The organism is Myxococcales bacterium (genome assembly GCA_016706225.1).
In the GTDB taxonomy this organism is placed as follows: domain Bacteria; phylum Myxococcota_A; class Polyangia; order Polyangiales; family Polyangiaceae; genus JADJKB01.
Genome location: JADJKB010000005.1, coordinates 977,891 through 999,525 on the forward strand (window position 1 = coordinate 977,891; position 21,635 = coordinate 999,525).

The 21,635-nt window shown below is 66.0% G+C and carries 16 protein-coding genes; 13 read left to right on the plus strand and 3 right to left on the minus strand.

Going from position 1 to position 21,635, the window contains the following annotated elements:
• Positions 1–193 precede the first annotated feature (193 nt).
• The 13 genes from IPI67_11990 to gspN all read left to right on the plus strand — a co-directional run bounded on the left by IPI67_11990 (position 194) and on the right by gspN (position 14,462).
• Positions 194–1,177 carry a general secretion pathway protein GspC gene (locus IPI67_11990; GenBank protein MBK7580917.1) on the plus strand — a complete coding sequence of 328 codons (984 nt, stop codon included), beginning with the start codon at positions 194–196 and terminating at the stop codon, positions 1,175–1,177.
• Between the two features lies 1 nt (position 1,178).
• Entirely contained in the window at positions 1,179–3,734 is a 2,556-nt protein-coding gene (gene gspD / locus IPI67_11995) for a type II secretion system secretin GspD (GenBank protein ID MBK7580918.1), read from the plus strand.
• 62 nt (positions 3,735–3,796) lie between these two features.
• Positions 3,797–5,509 (plus strand): type II secretion system ATPase GspE, encoded by a 1,713-nt coding sequence (gene gspE / locus IPI67_12000; GenBank protein ID MBK7580919.1) that lies wholly within the window; start codon positions 3,797–3,799, stop codon positions 5,507–5,509.
• A 7-nt stretch (positions 5,510–5,516) separates the two neighbouring features.
• A complete protein-coding gene (gene gspF / locus IPI67_12005) occupies positions 5,517–6,743 on the plus strand; it encodes a type II secretion system inner membrane protein GspF (protein MBK7580920.1) in 1,227 nt (408 codons plus the stop codon).
• A gap of 6 nt (positions 6,744–6,749) precedes the next feature.
• The gene (locus IPI67_12010; GenBank protein MBK7580921.1) at positions 6,750–7,163 is read left to right on the plus strand and encodes a type II secretion system protein GspG; all 414 of its coding nucleotides are present in this window, start codon (positions 6,750–6,752) and stop codon (positions 7,161–7,163) included.
• Between the two features lie 13 nt (positions 7,164–7,176).
• Entirely contained in the window at positions 7,177–7,629 is a 453-nt protein-coding gene (locus tag IPI67_12015) for a type II secretion system protein (GenBank protein ID MBK7580922.1), read from the plus strand.
• Between the two features lie 133 nt (positions 7,630–7,762).
• A complete protein-coding gene (locus IPI67_12020) occupies positions 7,763–8,416 on the plus strand; it encodes a prepilin-type cleavage/methylation domain-containing protein (protein MBK7580923.1) in 654 nt (217 codons plus the stop codon).
• Positions 8,413–9,171 carry a type II secretion system protein gene (locus IPI67_12025; protein MBK7580924.1) on the plus strand — a complete coding sequence of 253 codons (759 nt, stop codon included), beginning with the start codon at positions 8,413–8,415 and terminating at the stop codon, positions 9,169–9,171. Before IPI67_12020 ends, IPI67_12025 begins: the two co-directional genes overlap by 4 nt.
• Positions 9,168–9,884 (plus strand): prepilin-type N-terminal cleavage/methylation domain-containing protein, encoded by a 717-nt coding sequence (locus IPI67_12030; protein MBK7580925.1) that lies wholly within the window; start codon positions 9,168–9,170, stop codon positions 9,882–9,884. The genes IPI67_12025 and IPI67_12030 overlap by 4 nt, the downstream gene beginning before the upstream one ends.
• Before the next feature lie 86 nt (positions 9,885–9,970).
• Positions 9,971–11,347, plus strand: a complete 1,377-nt coding sequence (locus IPI67_12035; GenBank protein MBK7580926.1) for a general secretion pathway protein GspK — start codon at positions 9,971–9,973, stop codon at positions 11,345–11,347.
• A 5-nt stretch (positions 11,348–11,352) separates the two neighbouring features.
• On the plus strand, positions 11,353–12,828 hold the full coding sequence (gene pilM / locus IPI67_12040) for a pilus assembly protein PilM (GenBank protein MBK7580927.1): 1,476 nt from the start codon (positions 11,353–11,355) through the stop codon (positions 12,826–12,828).
• 3 nt (positions 12,829–12,831) lie between these two features.
• A complete protein-coding gene (locus IPI67_12045) occupies positions 12,832–13,425 on the plus strand; it encodes a hypothetical protein (protein ID MBK7580928.1) in 594 nt (197 codons plus the stop codon).
• A complete protein-coding gene (gene gspN, locus IPI67_12050) occupies positions 13,422–14,462 on the plus strand; it encodes a type II secretion system protein GspN (protein ID MBK7580929.1) in 1,041 nt (346 codons plus the stop codon). Before IPI67_12045 ends, gspN begins: the two co-directional genes overlap by 4 nt.
• Here the strand turns inward: gspN and IPI67_12055 are convergent, their stop codons facing one another.
• From IPI67_12055 to IPI67_12065, 3 genes are all read right to left on the minus strand, one after another.
• Complete coding sequence (locus tag IPI67_12055) at positions 14,463–15,329, minus strand: hypothetical protein (GenBank protein ID MBK7580930.1); 867 nt, start codon at positions 15,327–15,329, stop codon at positions 14,463–14,465.
• A gap of 62 nt (positions 15,330–15,391) precedes the next feature.
• Positions 15,392–16,114: a hypothetical protein gene (locus IPI67_12060; GenBank protein ID MBK7580931.1), complete on the minus strand. Its 723-nt coding sequence runs from the start codon at positions 16,112–16,114 to the stop codon at positions 15,392–15,394.
• 132 nt (positions 16,115–16,246) lie between these two features.
• Positions 16,247–21,571, minus strand: coding sequence for a tetratricopeptide repeat protein (locus tag IPI67_12065; protein ID MBK7580932.1), 5,325 nt, complete (start codon positions 21,569–21,571; stop codon positions 16,247–16,249).
• Positions 21,572–21,635: the final 64 nt, after the last annotated feature.

The following is a 21,635-nucleotide window of genomic DNA, read 5'->3' on the forward strand; positions in this document are numbered from 1 at the left end:
GCTGGCCTCGACCCCCCCGCAACGCCGTCCCCGTCGCCGCTGACAACTTGTCACACTGAGCACCCGTAAAGGCCGTGGGTTGCCAGGATGGCGACCAAAAGGCCTCCAATCCCGCGCGTAACGCCAGGAAATCCCGAGCTTTCTTTATTGATTGACCCTGGCACGCCTCTGGCTTTAAGCCCTGCCAGCTCCCGTGGCATTCGACGCCCTGCTCAAGAAGTATTTCTCAGCCGTCCTGCTGACGCTGGTCGCCTTGATGGCGTACTTCCAGGCGTCCGGGGCCATGAAGCTCTTTGGCGCCTCGCTGGGGGCCGACGAGAAGACGCTGACCCAAACGCCGCAGGGCATGCCGACGGCGCTCCCGGGCCGAATCGAAGTCGCGACCCGGAGCGGCGAGCCGATCTTGTCGCGCAACCCGTTCGACTCCGTGACCGGCCCGCTGAACGCAGCGGAGCTCGACATGAGCTCGCTGCCAACGCCAAAAGCAGACCTGTCGGATCCACTCGCCGCGGCGCAGTGCGACGGCGTACGCGTCAGCATCATCACCGAGTCCACGGATCCAACCTGGTCCATCGCGGCTCTCCAGGGACCCGGCGAAGCGCGCCCCACGATCCGGCGGGTCGGCGACAAGGTCGGCAACATGGACGTGACCTACATCGGGTACAACCCGCGGGAGAACAGTCCGTCCGTCTGGATGACGAACTCGGGGTCGCTCTGCCAGCTCGTGCTGTTCTCGACGCAACCGGCGCCGGCGCCGGCGGCGGCGGCGCCCCCTCAAGGGGAGAAACCGCCACCCGCCAAGGGCGCGGCACGCGGTGTTCCCGCCGACATCGCCTCGAAGATCCAGAAGGTCAGCGAGACCGAGTTCAACGTGGACCGCTCCGTCGTCGACAAGATCCTGGAGAACCAGGCGGAGCTGATGCGGTCAGCCCGCATCGTGCCCGAGCAGCAGAACGGCAAGGTCGTCGGGATCCGACTCTTCGGAATCCGCCCTGAGACCCTGCTGGGCACACTGGGATTTCAGACGGGAGATCGTCTGGAGACCATCAACGGTTTCAACATGGCGAGCCCCGAGAAAGCCCTCGAGGCCTACGCGCGACTCAGAACCGCGAGCAACCTGAACGTGAAGATCAATCGCCGCGGAAAGCCCCTCAGCATCGACTTCCGGATCAAGTGAGATGAAACGCACCGCTCTTTCGACCCTCGGGGTTCTGGCGATGAGTGCAGCGCTGCCGCTGATTTTGGACGCGCCCGCTCAGGCGCAGCAGGCGCCCCCCATTCGCGCGCGACCGACGCCGGCGCTGGGCGCCGTTCCGAAAGCGCTCGCGCGCCCTGGCGCCGCTGCCAAACCCGGCGCGCCTGCGCCGCCGGCGCCCGCGCCGGCCGCGGCGGGTGAAAAGGAACCACCGGGTGCCAAGGGTGCGCTGCCGGACAGCACGGACGCCATCGCCAAGGCCACGGACGTGCCGTATCGGCCGAAACCAGGCGGGCACCTGGTGAAGTTCAACCTGCAGGACGCCGATCTCGCTGAGCTGGTCAATCACATCAGCGGCATGACCGGCCGGCGTTTCATCTACGGGCCGAAGGTGCGGCAGGTGAAGGCAACCGTGGTCTCGCCCGAACCGGTGACGCTGGGCGAGGCGTACGAGGTGTTCCTCTCGATCCTCGAGGCGAACGGCATGACGGTGCTGCCGCACGGCCGCTTCTTGAAGATCGTCGACAGCGCCGGCTCGGTCACCGCGCCCACTCCCATCTACGCTCGGGGTGAGCCGGTGCCGGCCTCGGACCGCTACGTCACGCGGCTCTACCGACTCAAGAACGTTTCGGCGGACGAAGCCAACGCGCTGCTCTCCAAGTTCAAGAGCAAGGAAGCGGACATCTCCGTCTACGGGCCGGGGCAGCTGCTGATCATGACCGACACCGGAACCAACATCCGGCGCATGATCCGCATCCTCGAAGAGATCGACGTCGGCGGCGCCGGCTCGCGCATGTGGATCGAGCCGGTCCACTATGGCTCCGCGGCGGACATGGCCAAACGGATCAACGAGCTGTTCGAGCTCGACAAGGGTCCGGGTGCGGGTGGCGCAGGCGGTGGTGGGCTCTCGAAGGTCGTTGCCGACGAGCAGACGAATTCGCTGATCGTGGTCGGGACCGAGGACAGCTACAACAAACTCCTCGAGCTGATGAAGCGCATCGACACGCAACCGGCCGCCGAGGGCAAGGTGCATGTCCTGCCGCTCCAGCACGCGACGGCCGAGGAGCTCGCCAACGTGCTCACGCAGATGCTGCAGGGCGCGGCTCGGGCGCCGGGTCAGCCGGGAGGCCCGGCGGGCATGTTCGAGGGCGAAGTGAAGGTGATCGCCGACAAGGCCACCAACTCGCTCGTGCTGACCTCGTCGGGACGCGATTTTTCCGCGATGCGCCTGGTCGTCGGCAAGCTCGATCGCCCTCGCCGGCAGGTGTTCATCGAGGCCGTGATCATGGACGTCTCGGTGAAACAGTCGAACACCCTCGGTGTGTCGTTCCACGGAGGCACGACCGCGAACCTCGGCGGTGGCGGCGACACGCTGTTCCTCGGTGGGTTCGAGGCCGGAAAATCCCTCTCGTTCCCCGCGAATCCCGAGCTGCTCCAGGGTGTGGCCCTGGGTGCGCGCGGTCCCGAGCTGCCGGGCACGTCGAACCTGCTCGGCACGGGGCTCTCGATCCCGGCGTTCGGTGTCGTGCTCCAGGCGCTTGCCTCGAGCGGAGATGCCAACGTGCTGGCGACGCCACACATCCTCGCGACGGACAACACCGCAGCGGAGATCAGCGTGGGCGAGAACGTGCCGCTGCAGACCAACATCGGCGGTGGCGGTTCGGGTCTGGGCAGCCTCGCCGGTCTTGCTGGCGGTCAGGCCGGTGCCGCCGCCGGAGCGCTGGCAAGCCTGTCGGGCGGCTTTGGCTTCAATGCTCCGCGCCAGGACGTGGGCATCAAGATCAAGGTCACGCCTCACGTCAACGAGACCAACCAGGTCCGGCTCGAGATCGAACAAGAGATCAGCGAGGCCGGCTCGGCTGTGGGCGCGTTGGGCGTGGTGCCGATCACCAAGCGCACCGCCCACACCACGGTCGAGGTCGACAATCAGCAGACCATCGTGCTCGGCGGTCTGATGCGAGAAGCGGAGCGCAAGAGCCGGCAGAAGATCCCGGTGCTCGGTGATCTGCCGGTGCTCGGCTTCCTGTTCCGCCACTCCGAGGTCACCAAAGAGAAGCTGAACTTGCTCCTGGTCCTGACCCCGACGGTGATCCACGGTCAAGAAGACCTGCGCAAGATCTTCGAGCGCAAGATGCAGGAGCGCCAGGAGTTCATCGATCGGTATTTCGTCTTCAGCGGTCAGGACTGGAAGCCACCGCTCGACTACGCAAAGACCAACGGGTTGCTCGAAGAGATCCGCCAATCGTACTTCGCGGTCGAGGAGCAGCAGCGCCTCGAGGCTGACACCGCACCGAAGCACCTCGAGCACACGCCCGGCGCGCCCATCGAGCTGCCGCACTCCGTGCGCTCCGGAGCGGGTACCGGAGCGGTGCCGTCCCAACCGCCCCAGGCCGTTCCGCCCACCCCGCGCCGCCCGCGGCGTCCCGCCACACCGCCGCGACCGGCGAACCCCGCACCGACGCCCAACCCTCCGCGCTCCGAGGCGGACTCGCCCATTCGCATCAACCCCATCGCCCGCAGCGTCGACCGGGTGGAGTAGTCGTGATCGAGCAGCGAGCCCTCGGCAACATCCTGGTCCGTCGCGGAGTGGTGACGGCGGAGATGCTGGAGACGCTCTTCGTGCAGCAGCGGGAGAAGGGCGCGTCCCTCACGGAGCTCCTGGTCCAGGCCCAGGTGGCCAGTGAGTCCGACGTGGCCCGGGCGCTGGCCGCGGAGTGCGGGCTCTCGTTCGTCGAGCGCATCGACATCGGCAAAGTCCCGACCGAGCTCGCCACGCGCCTGCCCATCGGTTACTGCAAGAGCCACAAGATCCTGGTTACCGGTGAGCGTGAGGAGGCGGTCGAGGTCCTCTCCGCCGATCCCTTGGACACGTCGGCCCTCGACGACGTGCGGGCTGCCTTCGGCAAGCCCGTGAGCGCGGTGGTCGCATCGCCAGAGATGCTGGTGGATGCCATCAACCGGGTGTTCGAGAAGCAGGACACCCAGAGCGAGCTCGAGAGTGACGACAAACTCAGCGATGACGACGAGGTCGACATCCTGGAGTCGGACGAGGACGCGCCGATCATCCGCTGGGTGAACGGTTTGTTCTTCACGGCCGTGAAAGAGCGAGCGAGCGACATCCACATCGAGCCCGAGGAAAAGGAGGTCCTCGTCCGCTACCGCATCGACGGGGAGCTCTACATCGCCCGGCGGGCTCCGCGTCAGTTCATGAGCTCGGTGGTCGCCCGCGTGAAGATCATGGCGGGGCTCAACATCGCCGAGAAACGCTTGCCACAAGACGGCCGCATCAGCCTGCGTATCGCCGGTCGCAGCATCGACATCCGGGTCTCGACAATTCCGACCAGTCGCGAGCAAGAGCGCATCGTGATGCGCCTCTTGCACAAGACCAACGTGCTGCTCGATCTGACGGACCTGGGGTTCTCCAGCCGCGACTACCACCTGATGAGCGCCCTCATCGAGCGGCCCGACGGCATCATCTTGGTGACCGGGCCGACCGGAAGCGGCAAGACGACCACGCTCTACGCGTGCATCAGCAAGATCAATCGCCCGAACGTCAACATCCTGACCGCGGAGGACCCGGTCGAATACGAGATCGGCGGCATCCACCAGGTGCCGGTGCAGGCCAAGATTGGCCTCACCTTCGCCAGCGCGCTGCGCGCCTTTCTGCGCCAGGACCCCGACGTGATCATGGTCGGCGAAATTCGCGATCGCGAGACCGCGGAGATTGCCATCCACGCATCGCTCACGGGCCACCTGGTGCTCTCGACGATCCACACCAACGACGCCCCCGGGGCGGTGACCCGGCTGGTCGAGATGGAGATGGAGCCATTCCTGGTTCGCTCCACGGTGATCGGTATCCTCGCTCAGAGGCTGGTGCGGGTGTTGTGTCAGCACTGCAAGGAGCCGTACTCCGCCAGCGAGTACGAGCTTCAGCAGCTGGGCATCGACAAGGAGCGAACGCGGCGCCGAGACGGGCGCAAGCTGTCACCGCGCTACGTGGTGCCGGGCGTCGAGTACTTCCCGGTCGGGTGGCGCGAGCCGGAGATGCCGACGCTGTACCGGGCCAAGGGCTGCGACAAGTGTGACAACAAGGGCTACTCCGGTCGCCTCGGCATCTACGAACTACTCGTGATGGATGACGCGGTGGGTGCCCTCGTGCTCTCGAGCTCGGACGCTCAGAGCATCAAACGCGCGGCACAAGGCCAGGGCATGGACTCTCTGCGCGACGACGGCGCCCGCAAGGTGCTCGAGGGCAAGACCACCGTGGAGGAAATCGTCGCTGCGACGCAGGAAGATTTCTTGATCGACGAGTGAGGCACTGATGGCTGTCTTCGAATACAAAGGCATCCAGATCGATTCGGGTAAACCGGTCAAGGGTTACCGCGATGCCGACAACGCCAAGGCGCTGCGCGCGCTGCTCCGCAAGGAGGGGGTGCTGCTCACCCTCGCCAACGAAGAGGGAGAAAAAAAGAAGAAGTCGAAGCGGGAGATCGACCTGTTCGCGGTGTTCCGCCGGGCCAGTTCCGCCGACGTCGCGGTGATGACCCGGCAGCTCGCGACCCTGGTGCGCGCCGGCGTGCCTCTGGTGGATTCCATCTCGGCGCTCACCGAACAGGTGGAGAAAGAGCAGCTGGTTCGGGTGCTGTCCGCCGTTCGAGAGACACTCAACGAAGGCACGAGCTTTGCCAAGAGCCTCGAGGCGCACCCGCGAGTGTTCGCGCCGCTCTACGTCAACATGGTCGCGGCGGGTGAGGCCTCGGGCAATCTCGAGAACGTTCTCGAGCGCCTGGCGGACTTCATGGAGGGTCAGGCGAGGCTGAAAGGCAAGGTCGTGTCGGCGCTCGCCTATCCGGTCTTGATGATGATCATCGGCGGTCTGCTGGTGGGGTTTCTGATGGTCGCGGTGGTGCCGAAGGTGACGAGCATCTTCGAGAACCTCGGCCAGACGCTGCCTTGGAACACGCAGCTCCTGATCTTCACGTCCAACACCATCGCCGACTACTGGTGGCTGCTGATCACGATCGCGGTGATCGTGGGGGTGAGCTTCTCGCGCTGGAGGAGCCGGCCGGCAGGGCGCATGCGCTGGGACATCTTGCAGCTCAAGTGGCCGGTCTTCGGGCGCCTGAACCTGCTGGTGGCCGTGGCGCGTTTCACCCGCACCCTCTCCACTTTGCTCTCGAGCGGTGTGCCCCTACTGCGGGCCATGGAGATCGGGCGGAACGTGCTCGGCAACGTACGTCTGGAGAGCGTCGTGACCGACGCCATCGGCTCGATCCGCGAGGGGGAGAGCATCGCCGAGCCGCTGAAGCGAAGCGGAGCGTTTCCGCCCATGGTGATCCACATGATCGCCGTCGGGGAGCGCAGCGGTCAGCTCGAGGCCATGCTCGAGAACGTCAGCCGCGCGTACGAGTCCGACGTCGAGACACGCGTCACGGCGCTGACCAGCCTGCTCGAGCCGGTGATGATCCTGGCCCTCGGCGCGGTGGTCGGTTTCATCGCCATGAGCATCTTGATGCCCCTCATGCAGATGAACCAGTTGGTCCAATGAGCAGCCATGCGTCGCCGACGAAGCAAAGACCAACGGATCTTCTTTCCCTGGGAAGGGCGGGGGGGGATCGTGCGGCGCCTGGGACTTGGGCGCGTGCGACCGGTGTTGTTCGCACTGTCGGTAATCGGCGTCGTGGTCTGGGTGGGGCTGCGGGAGCGCACCCGAGCCGGCGTGCGCCAGACCCGGGCCACGCTCAACGACGCACGGGCCGTGGTGGATTCGTATATGGCCGACCACGATGGGGGCTGCCCGGCGGAGCTCGGCGCGGTGGTGCAGGGCTCGCGCTTCGAGACCACGCCGCGGGACGCTTGGGGGCGTCCCCTGCGTTTGATCTGTCCGGGCAAGCGCGAAGGTGCTGCCTACGAGTTGATGAGTGATGGACCCGACGGCAAGCCCGGTGGGCTCGATCGGATCGAGTGAGATAGGAGACCGCATGACGCTAGATGTGAGCGAACGAAAGAAGATGATCCTGGCGCTGCTGCGCCGCAGGCAGAAGGCTCGCGGCGTCACGCTCCTCGAGGTGCTGATCGTCGTGGCCATCATCGCGATGGTTGCCGGTGGTGTGGCATTCTTCGCGCTACCGCGCTTCAAAGAGGCGCAGATCAAGACGGCCGAGACGGGCGCGCGGGTGATCCGTCAAGCGACCCAGAGCTGGCAGGCCTCGAACAACGAATCCAACTGTCCGACCATCAGCCAGCTGGTTCAGGACAAACAGCTCGATCCTGGGGCGAACACCACGGACCCGTGGGGGCAGCCATACGTGATCAACTGTGCCGACGGCGACGTGAGTGTCACTTCGACCGGACCCGACAAGAAGAAGGGCACCAAGGACGACATTCACGTGCCGAAATCTTCGGCCACTCCCGAGGCCGGCGCCGGCGAATGACCGAGGCAGGATGAGCGTGTTGGCGACAAGACGAAGGGAACCGGACCGAGCTCCTCGGCGGTCTCGTCGTGTCGCCGAGAACGGCCGGCGCAGAGCCTCGCGCGCCAGAGCGCGCGGTCTGAGCCTGATCGAGGTGTTGATCGTCGTGGCGCTGATCGCGCTGATGAGCGGTGCTGCGGTGTACGGCTCCGGCATGCTCACCTCCAGTCGTCAGCGTGCCGCCGCCACCTTGGTGCTGAGCGCGGTACGCATGGGGGTCACTCGCGCCAACACCACTGGTCGCCCGGTGCGCCTGGTCTTCGACCTCGACGAGCACCGGCTGCTGCTCGAGGAGACCAGCGACGTGATGCTGCGGGCCAAGGAAGAGAAGAACACCGGTGGCGGTGCCGAGGCCGCCACGGAGGCCGAGCAGCTGGCGCGAGCCGAGGCCGAACGCATCATCGATGGTCCGAAGGCGCCTCGCGCGAAGTTCAGCGCGGTGAAACAGTTTGGCTTCGACGGGGACGAACCCGGCAAGGGGCGCGGTCTCGGTGCCGGCGTCAAGTTCAAGCAAGTTCAGACCGCACACGACGAAGAGCCGCGCAGCTCTGGCCGCGCCTACCTCTTCTTCTGGCCCGGCGGCGGCACCGAACGCGCGGTCGTGCAGATCGTCCGCGAGGGGGACACGGAAGGCTTGAGTGTGGTGGTGAGCCCACTCACTGGACGCGGCAAGATCGAGCACGGGCCGGTGAAGCTCGAAGGCGTCCGCACCGACGACGACTTCGGCCAGCTGGAGGAGGAGCGATGACGCCCACGCGGCGCGGCTTCACTCTGCTCGAGGTCTTGGTCGCGATCGCGATCTTGGGCCTGGGCATGACCGTGCTGCTGAGCTCCCAGGCGGGGCTATTTTCCAGCTCCCAGCGCGCTCAGAACCTCAGCGTTGCCACGGGGCTCTTGCGCTGCAAGATGAGTGAGGTCGAGCTCAAGCTGCAGACCCAAGGTTTTTCGTTGATCGATCAGACCGACGAGGGGGCTTGCTGCGAGGACGAGAGTGAGTCCCGCTTCCAGTGTTCGTGGAAGGTCGAGCGCGTCGAGCTGCCACAGCCCAAGGACCTGAGTGACCCCGGTGACGGGGGCGCCGACGAGCCGGGTGGGCTCGGTGCTTTTGGTGGGCTCGCCGCGCTCCAGTCCGGCGGTCCGGCGGTCCTGGGCGCGGACGGTGGCATCGGCGGACTGTCGAGCCTGCTCTCGTCGGGGGCCGCGGCCGGTGGAGTGCAGGGCATGGCTCCGCTCGTGATGAGCATGGTCTACCCGGATCTGAAGCCGATGCTGGAGGCCAGCATTCGAAAAGTCACGCTCACCGTGCACTGGAAAGAGGGCTCGAACGCCCGCGACCTGTCGGTGACCCAGTACGTGACCAATCCCCAGCAAGGGGGACTGGATCCCAACGCCGCGGCCGGACTTGGCGCTCTCGGAGATCAGCTCGAAGGCTTGACGAGCCCGGCCCCGACGCCAGGCGCCGGCGGCGGCGCGGCCAACAACAACTCGCGAGGCAAACGATGAGGCGCCGCCAGCTGCGCCGTATGCTCGCGGGCTTCACCCTGATCGAGCTCTTGGTTGCCATCGCCGTGCTGTCGATGATCTCGATCCTGATCTATTCGGCCTTTGCGGGCATGAAACGCAGCCGCGAAGGCATTCAGCGCGTGGGGGATCGTTACCGCGAAGGTCGATTGGCCATGGCTCGGATCACCCGCGAGCTCCAGAGCGCCTACGTCTCCGCTCACTTGCCCATCGACCAGAGCATCGTGGTGGTGAAGACCGCCTTCATCGGCACCCGAGGCACGCCGGCGGATCGCGTCGACTTCGCCTCGTTCTCCAACGTGCGGGTGGACCGCGACTCGCACGAGTCCGACCAGGCGGAGATCGCCTACTTCGGCGAGACGGACCCCAAGAAACAGGGCACCACCCACCTGGTGCGCCGAGTGAGCCCGCGGGTCGATCTGCGCCCCGACCGAGGCGGTCGCATCGAGGTGCTGGCGACGGACATCGACCTATTCGATCTCGAATACCTAGATCCGCTGACCGGTCAGTGGACCGAGACCTGGGACACCTCGCAGGCCACCGGACAGCTCGGCCGATTGCCGCTCCAGGTTCGCGTGATCTTGGTCCTGAACGAGGGCCGTCGCTCGGGCGAGGGCCGTGGCCGTGAGCCACTGCGTTTCTCGACCAAGATTGCACTTCCCATTCAACGCGCGCTCACCTTTGCAACCCAATGAGACAAGCTCGCGAAAACCAGCAACCTCGACCGCGCCGCTTCGCGGCAGGCCGAGCTCTACGCCGACGTCGGCGAAGAGACCGGGGTGTGGCCATCGTCTTGGTGTTGTCGGCGCTGACGATTCTGGCTGTGATGCTGGCGGAGTTTCAGGACGAGACGAGCGCTGAGCTGGGCAGCGCGCTCTCCCAGCGTGACGCCGTGAAGGCGGAGTACGCGGCGAAGAGCTCGATCAGCCTGTCACGGCTCTTGATCGCGTCCGAGCCGACGATTCGCAAGGCGCTGGCGCCGCTGTTTCTGCTGATGAAACAGGGGCCGCCGCAGATCCCGGTCTGGGAGTTCGCCGACCGGGTGCTGGGCGCGTTCAACGACAGCGAGGGCAACGAGGCGTTCCTCAGCTTGGCCGGCGTGGGCGTCAGCGAAGGCAAGAATCTGGGGCTCGAGGGCGCCGGCTTCGAGGTGAAGATCATCGATGAAGACGCCAAGGTGAACGTGAACACACCCGCGCGCGGCGATGCTTTCAGCCAGGCGCGGCTCGCGGCCCAGCTGATCGGCCTGCTCGGCGGTCCGCAGTATGACCCTTTGTTCGACAATCGTGATGGGGACGGACAGTTCTCCGATCGGCAGGCCATCTGCGGTGCGATCATCGACTGGACGGATCCCGATCAAGACGGATACGTCTGCGACCCGCACTCCGGCTCGGCGCAACAGGCCGGGGCAGAGGACTCGTTCTATCAGCTGCTGAAGAAACCCTACCCGCGGAAGAACTCGGCGTTCGACAGCCTGGCCGAGCTCAGACTGGTGCGGGGTGTGGGGGAGGACTTCTGGTCGACCTTCGTGGATCCCGATCCGAGCCGGCCCGACAAACGCGTCATGACGGTGTGGGGTCAGGGCAAGGTGAACGTCAACACCGCCAACCCGCAGACGGTCTTGGCAGTGATTTGCGGCGCGGCGGTGCCGGGCACGCCGCTGTGCAGTGATCCGGCCGAGGCGGCCAAGTTCCTGACGGCGTTCGACCTGGTGAAGTCGTTCACGGCGGGTGCACCGCTGTTTGGTTCGCCGAAGGCGTTCATCAGCGCGCTCAAGGGCAAGGGCATGTTCGGTGCTGCGCTGTCGGCCCTCGAAATGAAGCCGATTCAGCTGCTGTCCGACACGGAGACGATCAAGAGCATCACGACCGAGAGCATGGTGTTCAGCATCTACGCAACCGGCTACGTGAAGGCGGGTCAGCGCGAGACCCGGGTGCGGATCCACAGCGTGGTCGATTTCCGCGGTGCGCCACCGCCGGGCGCGGCCCCGGGCGCACTCAGCGCGCTCACCGCGGCGGCTGCTGCCGGCGCCGGCGCCCCCAGCACTGGAACGCCGCCGCCGCCGGGTGATCTGCCCGAAGGCGCCACCGAAGCGGCCATCGCCGCCGCGTTCCAACCGAACCCGGGCGGCAACATCATCTACTATCGAATCGACTGAGAATAATGGCACGTCTAGTTGGCATCGATCTTCGACCCTCGCACGTTCGTGCGGTGCTGCTCTCCACGCGTTATCGCCGCATCGTGGTCGAGCGCATGCTCGAGGTCGACATTGGCTCGCCGGACCAGAGCGAACAGGCCTTGGCAGGCTGTGCGCTGCCGCTGGTGCAACACAGCGAATCCGTCTCGGTGGCCATGGATGGCGAGCAGACCTTCTTGCATCGACTGAGCTTGCCGAGCACCGCGATGAAACAGCTTGCGGAGGTGATCCCCTTCGAGCTGGAGGCGCAGGTGCCCGTTGATTTCGACGAGCTGGTCTACGACTATCGCCTGCTCCGTCGCAGTGGCGGCGCATCCCCGGTCGTGGTGCTGTCCGCCGCCGCGCGCATCGAGCACGTGCGCGCGCGCATCGAGCAGGTCGCGCGAGTCCTGGGGCGCCCGGTGGAGCGTGTCGCGGTGGGACCGCTCTCGCTGGCGAACCTGGTCGCGGTCTGCCCTGCGCTTGGCGCGCCCGGCCCCATCGCCATCGTCGATCTCGGCGGCAACCACACCGAGGTGGTGGTGCTCGCCGACGGGGAGCCGGTCTTTGGACGCACCCTCTCTCGGGGTGTGGCCGGGCTGCCGGAGACGGCGCCGGCGCTCGCGTCCGAACTGCGCCAGACGGCCGCGGGGTTTGCGGCGCGAGGCGGCGCGGAAATCACCCAGGTCTATCTGGTGGGCGGCGGCGCCGCCGCTCCGGGAGCCGAGGTCTACCTGGCCCACGAGCTGGGGCTGCCCACCGGGCCGCTGCCGACGCTCGAGCTGGAGGGCGTGAGTCCGGAGCTGGTCGAGGCGCTGCCGCGGTTTGCCAAGGCCATCTCCATCGCCCTGGGCCTCAGCGGCCGCGCGCGTGACCTCGATCTTCGGAAAGGGCCGCTCGCCTTCCAGCGTGGTTACGGATTCTTGAAGGAGCGGGTGCCGCTCTTGGCGGGGCTCGGAGTGGCGATCATCGTCAGCTTCGTGTTCGCGGCCTGGGCTGAGCTGAACACACTCGGTCGGGATCAAGAGACCTTGAGCCGTGCGCTGGCCTCGCTGACCAAGACCGTGCTCGGTCAAGAGACGAGTGATCCGGAGGAAGCCAAGAACCTGCTGGAGAAGGCCCGGGGCAAGGACGAGGTCGATCCTCAGCCGCCCCTCGATGGTCTCGACGTGATGATCGAGCTCTCGAAGGCCGTACCGTCGAGCGTGACGCACGACGTCGAAGAGCTCGATGTGCAGAGGGGCCACGTCAAGATCAACGGGGTCGTCGGCTCGGCGCAGGACGCTCAGACCATCGCGACCAACCTCAAGGCCGTGAAGTGCTTCAACGACGTGAAGATCTCCAAGGTGACCCAGGTCATCAACAGCGACCGTCAGAAATACGTGCTCGAGTTCGATGTGAAATGTCAGGAAGAGAAGAAGGCCAAGAAGAAGACGGAGGGCGGCGATACCTCGCCGGAGTGAGCCATGGCCCTAGCTGATCGTCTGCAACAACTCGAACCGCGTGAGCGGCAGCTGCTCGGCATCTTGGTGACGGTGTTCGCCGGTCTTTTTTTGCTGGCAGTCCCGGCAGGCGTGGCGGCGCTTCTCTCGTCGAAACGCGCAGGAAATGAGGCGCTGCGCGAGGCCGTCGAGTCGATTCAGGCCGGTCGTGCCCAGGTGGCCCAGCGCGACAAAGAGCGGCGCGACGTGGTTCAGCACTACGCCAACGTGACGCCCCCGTTGGCCTCGTTCCTGGAGAAGGTCGCGACTCAGTCACAGATCGAGATCCCCGAGAGTCAGGACCGAGCCGTCGTCCCCCACGGCAAACGCTTCGAGGAGCGTTCGACGAAGATCGTGCTGCGCAAGGTGGGCATGTTGAGCCTGGTGAAGTTCATGGAGAAGATCGGTCAGTCGGGCCACCCCGTCAGCATGTCGCGGGTCAACATTCGCAAGCGCGGGACCGAACCGGATTCGTACGACGTGGAGATGATCGTCAGCGCCTTCGACCGGAAGGTCGAGGAGAAGAAGAAGGAAACCAAGCCCGACAGGGACAGCGCCGACAACGGAGCAGGGCCGTGAAGCCGCGCGTAAAGAAGGTCCTGAAGGCGCTGCTCTACCCGGCCTTCTACCTGGTGTGTCTGGTCACGTTCCTGCTCTGGACGTTCCCCTACGACCGCCTGAAGGATCGGCTGGTCGCGGAGTTCAATGCCCGGCAGCCGGCCGGCGCGGGCACACGACTCGAGATCGAGAAGATGAGTGGTTACTGGCTCTCCGGCGTCGAGGCGCAGGGTGTCGCTCTGCACTCGCCGCCTTCACCTGCCAAAGAAGACGGCAAGGTCGAAGAACCCCGGGTGGTCAAGGTAGACGACATCCACCTGCGAGCGTCGATCTTCCGGTTGCTCTTTGGCACGCTCAAGATCTCGTTTGGGGGTGAGGCGTTCGGTGGCACCTTGAATGGCAGCACCTCCGACGCCGACGGTGCCCGCAGCTTCGTGCTCGAGCTCGACGGGGTGGACGTCGGCGGGCTGCCGATGCTGCGTGAAGTGGTCGGGCTGCCGATGACAGGCAAACTGAGCGGCAGCATCGACCTCAAGATGCCCGAGGCGAAGCTGTCGAAGGCCGAGGGCAAGATCGATCTGCGTATCGTCGAGCTCTCGTTCGGCGACGGAAAAGCGAAAATCCGCGACACCATCGCCCTGCCGAAAGTGGAGGCGGGGGAGCTGACGCTGGTGGCAGAGGCCAGCGAGGGCCGGCTCAAGATCGAGAAGCTCGCAGCCAACGGGTCGGACATCGAGCTGGCCGCGGACGGCAACATTCGCCTGCGTGAGCCTCTGGACACGGCGCTTGCGGAGCTCTCGATGCGCTTCAAGTTTGCCGACAAGTTCAAGAGCAAGAACGACACGACCAAGGCGTTGTTCGGGGAGCCGAACTCACCGATCCCAGGTTTGTTCGACCTCGATCCCAAGAACAAACGCGCCAAGCGCCCCGACGGCTTTTACGCGTTTCGCCTCACCGGACCGCTCTCGAAGCTCGACGCGCAGCCTGCGCCGCTCGGGTCGGCCGGAGGGGCAGCGGGCGGTCGCGGGGGTGTGCGGGGGTTCTCCGGCGCGCCTTGATCAACCTTCGGGGCCGGGATCGACGAGCGGCGCTGCGCCATACAGGCGCGAGGCGTTGAGCTTCATCGTCGTGCACTGGTCGGGGCGGAGCTCCGGGCCGCGCAGGTCATGCATGAGGTTCTGCGGCTCCGGATCGTGCTGCGCCGTATCGAGCAACATGTGACCGAGCTCGTGGGCAACGAGCCGCGGTGTCGGGTGGACGGGCAGCGCGTCGCAGCCGCTGCGGATGGTGGCTGCGAACACCGCGTTGCGCTCCGGGAAGTCCTCCGCTTCATGAAACACGACGGGCGGCAGCGACGCGCCGCCGGCCGTGTGGCGCTCACCGTTCGACCAGTAGGCCACCTCGCGTGCGATGACGACGCTGATCACGCCAGGTTCCAGATCGGTGCGGAGCCCGTGGAGGAGCGCGCCGAGCGGGAGGGGTAAGCGGTCGTGTTGCGTGTAGTTGAACAGGTCCGCGTCCTTTTCCCCGGGTGGGGCGGCACCCGCCCAGGAAGTCGGCCGGGTCGCCTCGAGGTCGAGCGCGTCGGGTCGGACCGACCAGACCTCGGCTCGAACGGTCCGAAAGCTCAACCCACACGGGCTGAGTGCGGTGCGGGTGTTTTCCGCAATTTGCTCGACGAAACCCCGTGCGCTCCGGATGGTGGAGGCGGAGGTCGGGTGGGGCACGAGCAGGAAGAACGCCAGGCCCAGCTCGCCGTCCCCTGCTTCGAGCTCGAAGCGTGCGCGGAGCGTCGGCCCGCGCTCGTCGCAGCTCGAGGCGCAGTCGGGAGAGACAGCCGGACAGACGAGCTCTGGTGCCTCGTCTCCGCCGTCGTTGCAGGCTGACCCGAAGCAGAGTGTCGAGGTCAGCGTGAGCCATGGCAAAAGGCAACGGCCCCTCCGCCCGAAGGCAAAGGGGCCGAGCCCGAACCGAACGGTAGGTGAGCTCAGGGGAAGTTGACCGTTCCGCTGCCGGAGTACTTCTGTCCCTTGCCGTTCACGGTCACGTCGTAGCTGCCCTTGACGCTGAGGCTGCCGCCCGTCGCGGCGCCGCTCGCGTAAGCGACCTTGTTGAAGGTCACGGTGGAGGACGTGACGTACGAGGTCTTGTACCCGCCGGCCTCCGAAGCGCCATTGAGGTTGCTGCTCAGCGTGCCGTTGATCTCGCTAGCGGTGAAGCTGAGATCGCAGTTGGTCTTGATGGTCGTGTTGTTCGTGCCACCGGTGGCTCCGGTGGTGATCACGTAGGTCAGGTCGACGCACTTCATGCTGCCGGCGCTCCAGGACAGCTCGCCGCTGATCTCGACGCCGCCGGAGCCGCACTTGTCGAAGACACACTTTTTTCCGGCATCGTCGCAGGCGCAATCGCCGGCCGCGAGGGCCTCGGCGACGTGGCCGAACACGTCCTCGCCCTGAGGTTGGCCGCCCGCCGCCGGCTGAATCAGCCCCTGGGCGGATGACGCCGCACTCTGGATGTTGCTGTTGATGGTGAGCCCGTTGTCGGTGCTCGCTGCATCGATGGCGTTGACCGTCGAGGCCGCCATGCTCTTGGCGGTCGCCTCGTTGACGGTGGCTTTCTGGCTGCTGTCGCCGCCGTCATCGTCGCTGCCGCAGGCGGTCAGGCCGAAAGACGAAAAAATCAAGACTGGCACGAGATAACGAAGCTTCATGATGTGGATCCTTCTCGAGGGCTCGACGGTTTCCCGCCCTCCCCGGCACTAGATCCGGGAAACCTAACCTCAAAGAACTTGGTCTCGCAAGCAATTGGGGCCCGGTTGCCCGGCCGGCAAGGCCCGCGTGGCTCAGGAGTCCACTGAGATCTTCAGTTTCTTCCGCAACTTGAAGTACGGCTCGCTGACGCTGTAGAGCACCAGCTCCTTGAGGCGATCTTGTGGGGGAATTGCGCTCGACGCTTCATCGCTCGCCTTGATGATTTCGACGGCGGTCTCGAGATCGTGCGCGCACACGAAGCCGGCTCGGTCTGCGGTCATGTCGATGCCGCCCAGCCACTTCTTCAGATCGAGGGCGCCGCCGGCCTGGATCAGCTTGGCGACGATGCGAGCCAGCTGGTCACGGGCTTGGCCGTGCAAGCTGCGCTCGAGGGACTGCCGGGCTTCGGTGACCGGCCCCTCCATTTCCGCAGCGATCGGGAACTGCGGCGCGATCATCTTGATGGCGGCGAACAGCCAGGCCTTCAGCCCGGTGCCGCTCGGCACCAGGTGCCGAACGTACATTCCCGGTCTGAAATAGGTGATGTGTCGCGCTGCAATGAACGCGGCCGCTTGCGGCGGCACGTCGGCCGAGAGCGCCGCCATACCGAGCACGATGGAAGGTTGGTAGGCGTGCAGATACGAGAGGCCCCCCGGGTCGTTGTTGTTCTGGAAGGTGGGAGGCGGTTCCATGCCGAGCACGCCGCAGGAATAAAATAGCGTTTGGCTCATCGGGTACGGGTGGCGAGCCAGATCGATGGCGTAACGCCGGTCGAAGCCCAGTGCCTCGAAGTGCTGGCCGCGCGCGGCGATCACCGCCGGCTCGATCAACGCAAACACACTCGTGAGGAGCGGGTCGGCGTCGACGTGCATCAGGTGAGTGAGCCAGTCGTCGTCGGACAGCGCGGCCTGGGCGGGCGCGGCGGTCTCCGGGCGCATGCGCTTGAAGAAGCGCTCCTCGTCCGGCTCCGCGAGGTTCAAGACGTAGAGGGCTTGGCAGAGCCCCCACGCGGCGTCCGCGTCCTTGACCTCCGTGTAGAGCTTGCGCATCGCCTTGTAGATCTCGGGGCGATACGGATTTTGGCGCAGGATGACCGTCTGGGCCGCGATGGCCTTGTCCATGTACTTCTTGGGATCCGATGCGTACAGATCCGCCAGCTTCGCTTGCCGGCTAGCGTTGTCCGGGTCCAGCGTCTGAGCGGCCTCGTAGGCGTCGATGGCGCGGTCCATCCAGCCGAGGTTCTTCTCGTAGAGCTCGGCGAGATCCCCGAAGGTCGCCAGCAAGGCGTCGCGATCCTTGTCGGCCGTCGCGGTCTCGAGGCGGCGCTGCAAGAGCCGCTCGACGCCCTCGAAATCGCCTTTTTCACGGCGCAAGTCGATGGCTTCCGCCAGCGCCTTCTCGAGCTTCGGCTCGAGCTCCAGCACCCGCTGATACAGCTCTAGCGCGCGCTCGACGTCGCCCATCTGACGCGCGCAGACCACGGCCGCGGTGTGCAGGTACTTCACCCGTTGTTTGGGCTCCTCGACGAAGTCGGCCAAGCGCAGCACGACGTCGACGAGTTTCCCCCAGTCCTTTTCCTCGCTGTAGAGCTGCATCAGCTTGGTCAAGAGACGGCGGTCGTCGGGTTTGTCTTCGAGCGCCGCAACGAAGCTTTTGGCCGCGCGGGTACGGTCGTTCAATTTGCCGGCGGCGATGTCGCCCATGTCGAGCAGGATCTGCACGCGATCTTCGCCCGTCGCCAGGTCGAGGTGCCGGTTCTTGACCTTGAGCAGCTTCTCCCAATCCTCTTTGGCCTCCCAGTACTTGCTCAGAGACTCGAGCGGCTGCGGCAGCGACGGATCGAGCTCTGCGGCTTCTTCCAGCGGCGCGAGCGCGGCGTCCAGATCGCCGGCGCGACGCAGCGACTCGCCCAGCCGAAACAGGCTGAGGGCGCGGTCCTTGCCCTTGAGCTGTTTGCCGAAACGTTCGAGCAGATCTTTGTGCAGCTCCGCGGCGCGGCCCGGCGACCCGTGCTCGAACGTCACCTGTGCGACGCGTCCGATCGCCTCGGCGTCGTCCGGTGCAATCCGCAGCAGCGTGTCCATCGGGGCCAACGCCTGCTCCGTCGATCCGGTCTGGCTCAGCGCGTCGACGTAACGCACGAGGATGCGCGTTGCCTCCTTCTGCTCCAGGTTGCCCGCTCGTTCGGCGATCGAGCCGTAGTGGGTGGCGGCCTCCAGATGGCGTTTGTTTTCGAAGGCGAGATCTCCGAGCACGAGCAGCCCTTGCATGTTGGTCGGATCGAACGACACGGCGCGCTTTGCGCTCTCCTCCGCGCGTTTGTCGTCTTTCAGTCGGTCCCGGAACAACACGGCCATCTCGCCCGCGAGCTTGGCCTTGGCGCGATCACCGTCCATCTCGCTGATCTCTCGGTCGAGGAGCTGGATGGCGGCGTTGACGTCCCCGCGGGACAGATAAGCGGCTCTGAGCGCCGCGGCGATCCCGGAGTCCTTGGGGTTGGCGTCGAGCGCGAGTTTGTAACGCTCGATGGCGCCGTCGCGATCGCCTCGGCCTTCGAGCAGCCTGGCCGCGCGCACGTACTGCTCGGCGCGTGCCTCTTTGCTGCTGGCGTTCTCCGCCAACGCCTCGATGGCAGCCAGCGCTGCGTCCGCGTCGCCCGCGGTCTCCCGGATGCGGGCCAGGGCCTCGAGGGCGCCCGGATGTTCCGGGTTGAGTACCAAGACACTCTCGTAGGCCTTGGTTGCCCGCTCGGGGTTGCCGATCTGCTCCACCAAGACACGACCCAAGCCCAGGTACAGCTCGAGCTGCCGCTCGGGCTCGCTGGCGACCTTGAGCTGCTTCTCGAGCACACTGGCGACGTCTTCCCAGCGATCGAGGGCGCGATAGTGGCGTCCGAGAGCCATCAGCGCGGCCTCGTGGGCGCTGTCGACTGCGATCACCTCGGCCCAGGCTTCGGCGGCCTTCTCGTGGTTCAGGAACTCTTCGTCGTGGATGCCAGCGACGCGCTCCCAGAGTGTGATCTTCTGGCGCGGTGTGGCGGCCAGCGCGATCTGAGCGTGCAAGTTCTCGAGCAGGTCTTGGAACCGGCCGGTCTTGCTGTACAGACGATCGAGCGAACGCAGCGCGTCGAGGTTCTTGGGATCCTCGCTCAAGACGACGTCGAGGCGTCGCATCGCCTCTGCCTCGTCCTTCAGGTTGTCTTCGTAGAGATCAGCGATGCGGCACAGCACCTTGAGGCGCTCTTCGCCCCGTAGTGCCTCCGCGCGTCGTTCGAGCAGCTTGACAAAACCCGGGAAGTCCGAGGTTCGTTCGTAGATTCGGGCCAGCGATTCACTCGCTCGCTCGTGCCCCGGGTCTTCGGCGAGCACCTGTTCGTACAGGTCGCGGGCACGCCCGGTGTCACTCAGCTGCAGCTCCAGGATTTCGGCGGCCTCCGTGCGCAGATCGCGGGCGCGCGCCGGGGTCACCGCGCCGTCCGCTCTACGCGCGAGCACCATGACCAGCTCCGGCCACTGCTGAGCCTTGCGATAGATCTGCGTCATGCCCTCGAGCGCAGGATCGTTGGCCGGATCGCTGGCGATGACTGCCTGATAACAGGGCAGCGCCAGGTCGGGGCGGCTCAGTTTTTCCGTGTACCAGCGGCCCATGCGCGTGAGCAGCGGGCTCTTGGTTTCTTGGGCGATGTCGCTGGTCGCCGCTTGCGCGCAGGTGGCCAGAACGTCGTTCCAGCGCTCGGCGCGAGCGCCGGCCGAGCGCTCGATTTCGTCGGCGTAGGTCGGCTGAAGCGGGTCCTCGCAGAAGGCCTGGGTGTAGGCGATGATGGCCTGCTCCGGATCGTCGAGGTCCGTGAGGTACACCCGCCCGATCTCGGCGAAGGCGCGCGCGCGCTCGCCGGCGCTCTCCGCCTTCTCGCTGCGGTTCAGCAGCATCTCGATCAGCTCTTCGTATTTCCCGAGCTGCTTGCGCACGTCTTCGAGGGCGGTGAGCGCGATGTCGTCGGCCGGATCGAGATCGACCAGCCAAATGTACATCTGCTCGGCCTTGGCCGCGTCCTTGGCTTGGTGCTCGAACAGGCGCGCCGCGCGGAACAGCAGGCTCTTCTTCGTCTCGCGTTGTTTCTTGTCTTCCCCGACCTCGATCCCGTCGGCGGCCATGCTGAAGGCCTCGGCGACCCGCGCCGCATCCGCGCCCTCTTCGACCGCTGCTTCGAGCAGCACGGCGGCGTCTTCGTCCGACGGATCGGCGACCAGGCTCTCGATGCGTTTGTCGAGCTCGGCTTCGGAGAGCTTCGATTCTTTCTTGGCGACCGCGGAGCGCCCCATGGTCTCCAGCGCTTCGATCAGTGCGCCGGCGTGCTTCGGGCGTTTCTCCGGGTCCTTCTCGAGCATCGACGTGACCCACTCGTCGATCTCCTTGGTGACCCAGCCGCGCGGTGCGACGCTGCTCGGTGCACCCGCCACCTCGGTGAGGTGCCCGATGGCCGCGTGGATGGCCGTGGCACCGCCGAACACGGGTTTGCCGCACAAGATCTCGTACAAAACGCAACCGAATGAGTAGACGTCGCTGCGTGGGTCGGCGGGGATGCCGCGGATTTGCTCCGGCGCAACGGTCTTCGGGGAGCCGACCGTCGAGAACAGCTCGTTCTGCCCGTTGCTCTGCACCCGCGCCCGGGCGCGCAGTCGGTCGGAGCCGGCGTCCACCAAGACCACCTGCTGGGTGCCGTCCGCTGCTCTGTGCACGAGCAGATTTTCCAGCCGCACGTCGCCGTGCGCGAGGCGCCGGTCGTGGACCGCGCGGAGCGCTTCGAGCACACCCTTCAGCAGGGGGCGCGCTTCGTTGATGTGCATCGGACCGGTGCGAGAGATCCGCACCGCGAGCGGCTGCCCGTCGACGTAGCGGTGGGCCACCAGGAATCGGTCGTCGATCTCGCCGGCGCTCAAGCTCTTGGGCAAACCGGAGTGGTCGATCGCTCCGATCAAACGGCTCACGGTCAGGAATCGATGCAGACCGCGGCGGTCGCGGGTCGCCTCCCGACGCAACACCCGCAGGCGCCACTCACCCTCCGGCCCCTTGGCCAGGTATGTGATGGCCAGTCGGCCTTCGCCGAGCTTGCGCACGATGGTGTAGTCCCCGAACGTTGCGCCGGGGCGGAGCTCTTCATCGAAGGGCAGCCCGTTGATGCGAATGTGGGCGATCTTCGGGTTGATGTCCGGCTTGGAGGCCAAGAGGGCATCGCACAGGGCTTCGATGGCGTCGGCTCGCACGCAATGCTGCGTGAGCGCATTGGCGAAGGAGCCTTTGGCGGCGGCGCCGCCCACCTCTTCGGGATCGAAACCAAGGACGTTGCGACTGAGCGCGAGCATCTCGTCCAGCTCGAAGTGGCGTTCCAGCTCTGCGCGAAGGATGTCGGTCTCCATGATGTTTTCGTGAGCGCCGTGTGGCGGGGATGGTCCCGTCCTGGGGCCCCTTCGGCGGCGGGGC

Coding starts and splice junctions, on each gene's coding strand:
- gspD (MBK7580918.1), top strand. CDS start 1,179: ATGAAACGCACCGCTCTTTCGACCCTCGGGGTTCTGGCGATGAGTGCA.
- gspE (MBK7580919.1), top strand. CDS start 3,797: ATGCTGGAGACGCTCTTCGTGCAGCAGCGGGAGAAGGGCGCGTCCCTC.
- gspF (MBK7580920.1), top strand. CDS start 5,517: ATGGCTGTCTTCGAATACAAAGGCATCCAGATCGATTCGGGTAAACCG.
- IPI67_12010 (MBK7580921.1), top strand. CDS start 6,750: ATGCGTCGCCGACGAAGCAAAGACCAACGGATCTTCTTTCCCTGGGAA.
- IPI67_12015 (MBK7580922.1), top strand. CDS start 7,177: ATGACGCTAGATGTGAGCGAACGAAAGAAGATGATCCTGGCGCTGCTG.
- IPI67_12025 (MBK7580924.1), top strand. CDS start 8,413: ATGACGCCCACGCGGCGCGGCTTCACTCTGCTCGAGGTCTTGGTCGCG.
- IPI67_12030 (MBK7580925.1), top strand. CDS start 9,168: ATGAGGCGCCGCCAGCTGCGCCGTATGCTCGCGGGCTTCACCCTGATC.
- pilM (MBK7580927.1), top strand. CDS start 11,353: ATGGCACGTCTAGTTGGCATCGATCTTCGACCCTCGCACGTTCGTGCG.
- IPI67_12045 (MBK7580928.1), top strand. CDS start 12,832: ATGGCCCTAGCTGATCGTCTGCAACAACTCGAACCGCGTGAGCGGCAG.
- IPI67_12060 (MBK7580931.1), bottom strand. CDS start 16,114: ATGAAGCTTCGTTATCTCGTGCCAGTCTTGATTTTTTCGTCTTTCGGC.
- IPI67_12065 (MBK7580932.1), bottom strand. CDS start 21,571: ATGGAGACCGACATCCTTCGCGCAGAGCTGGAACGCCACTTCGAGCTG.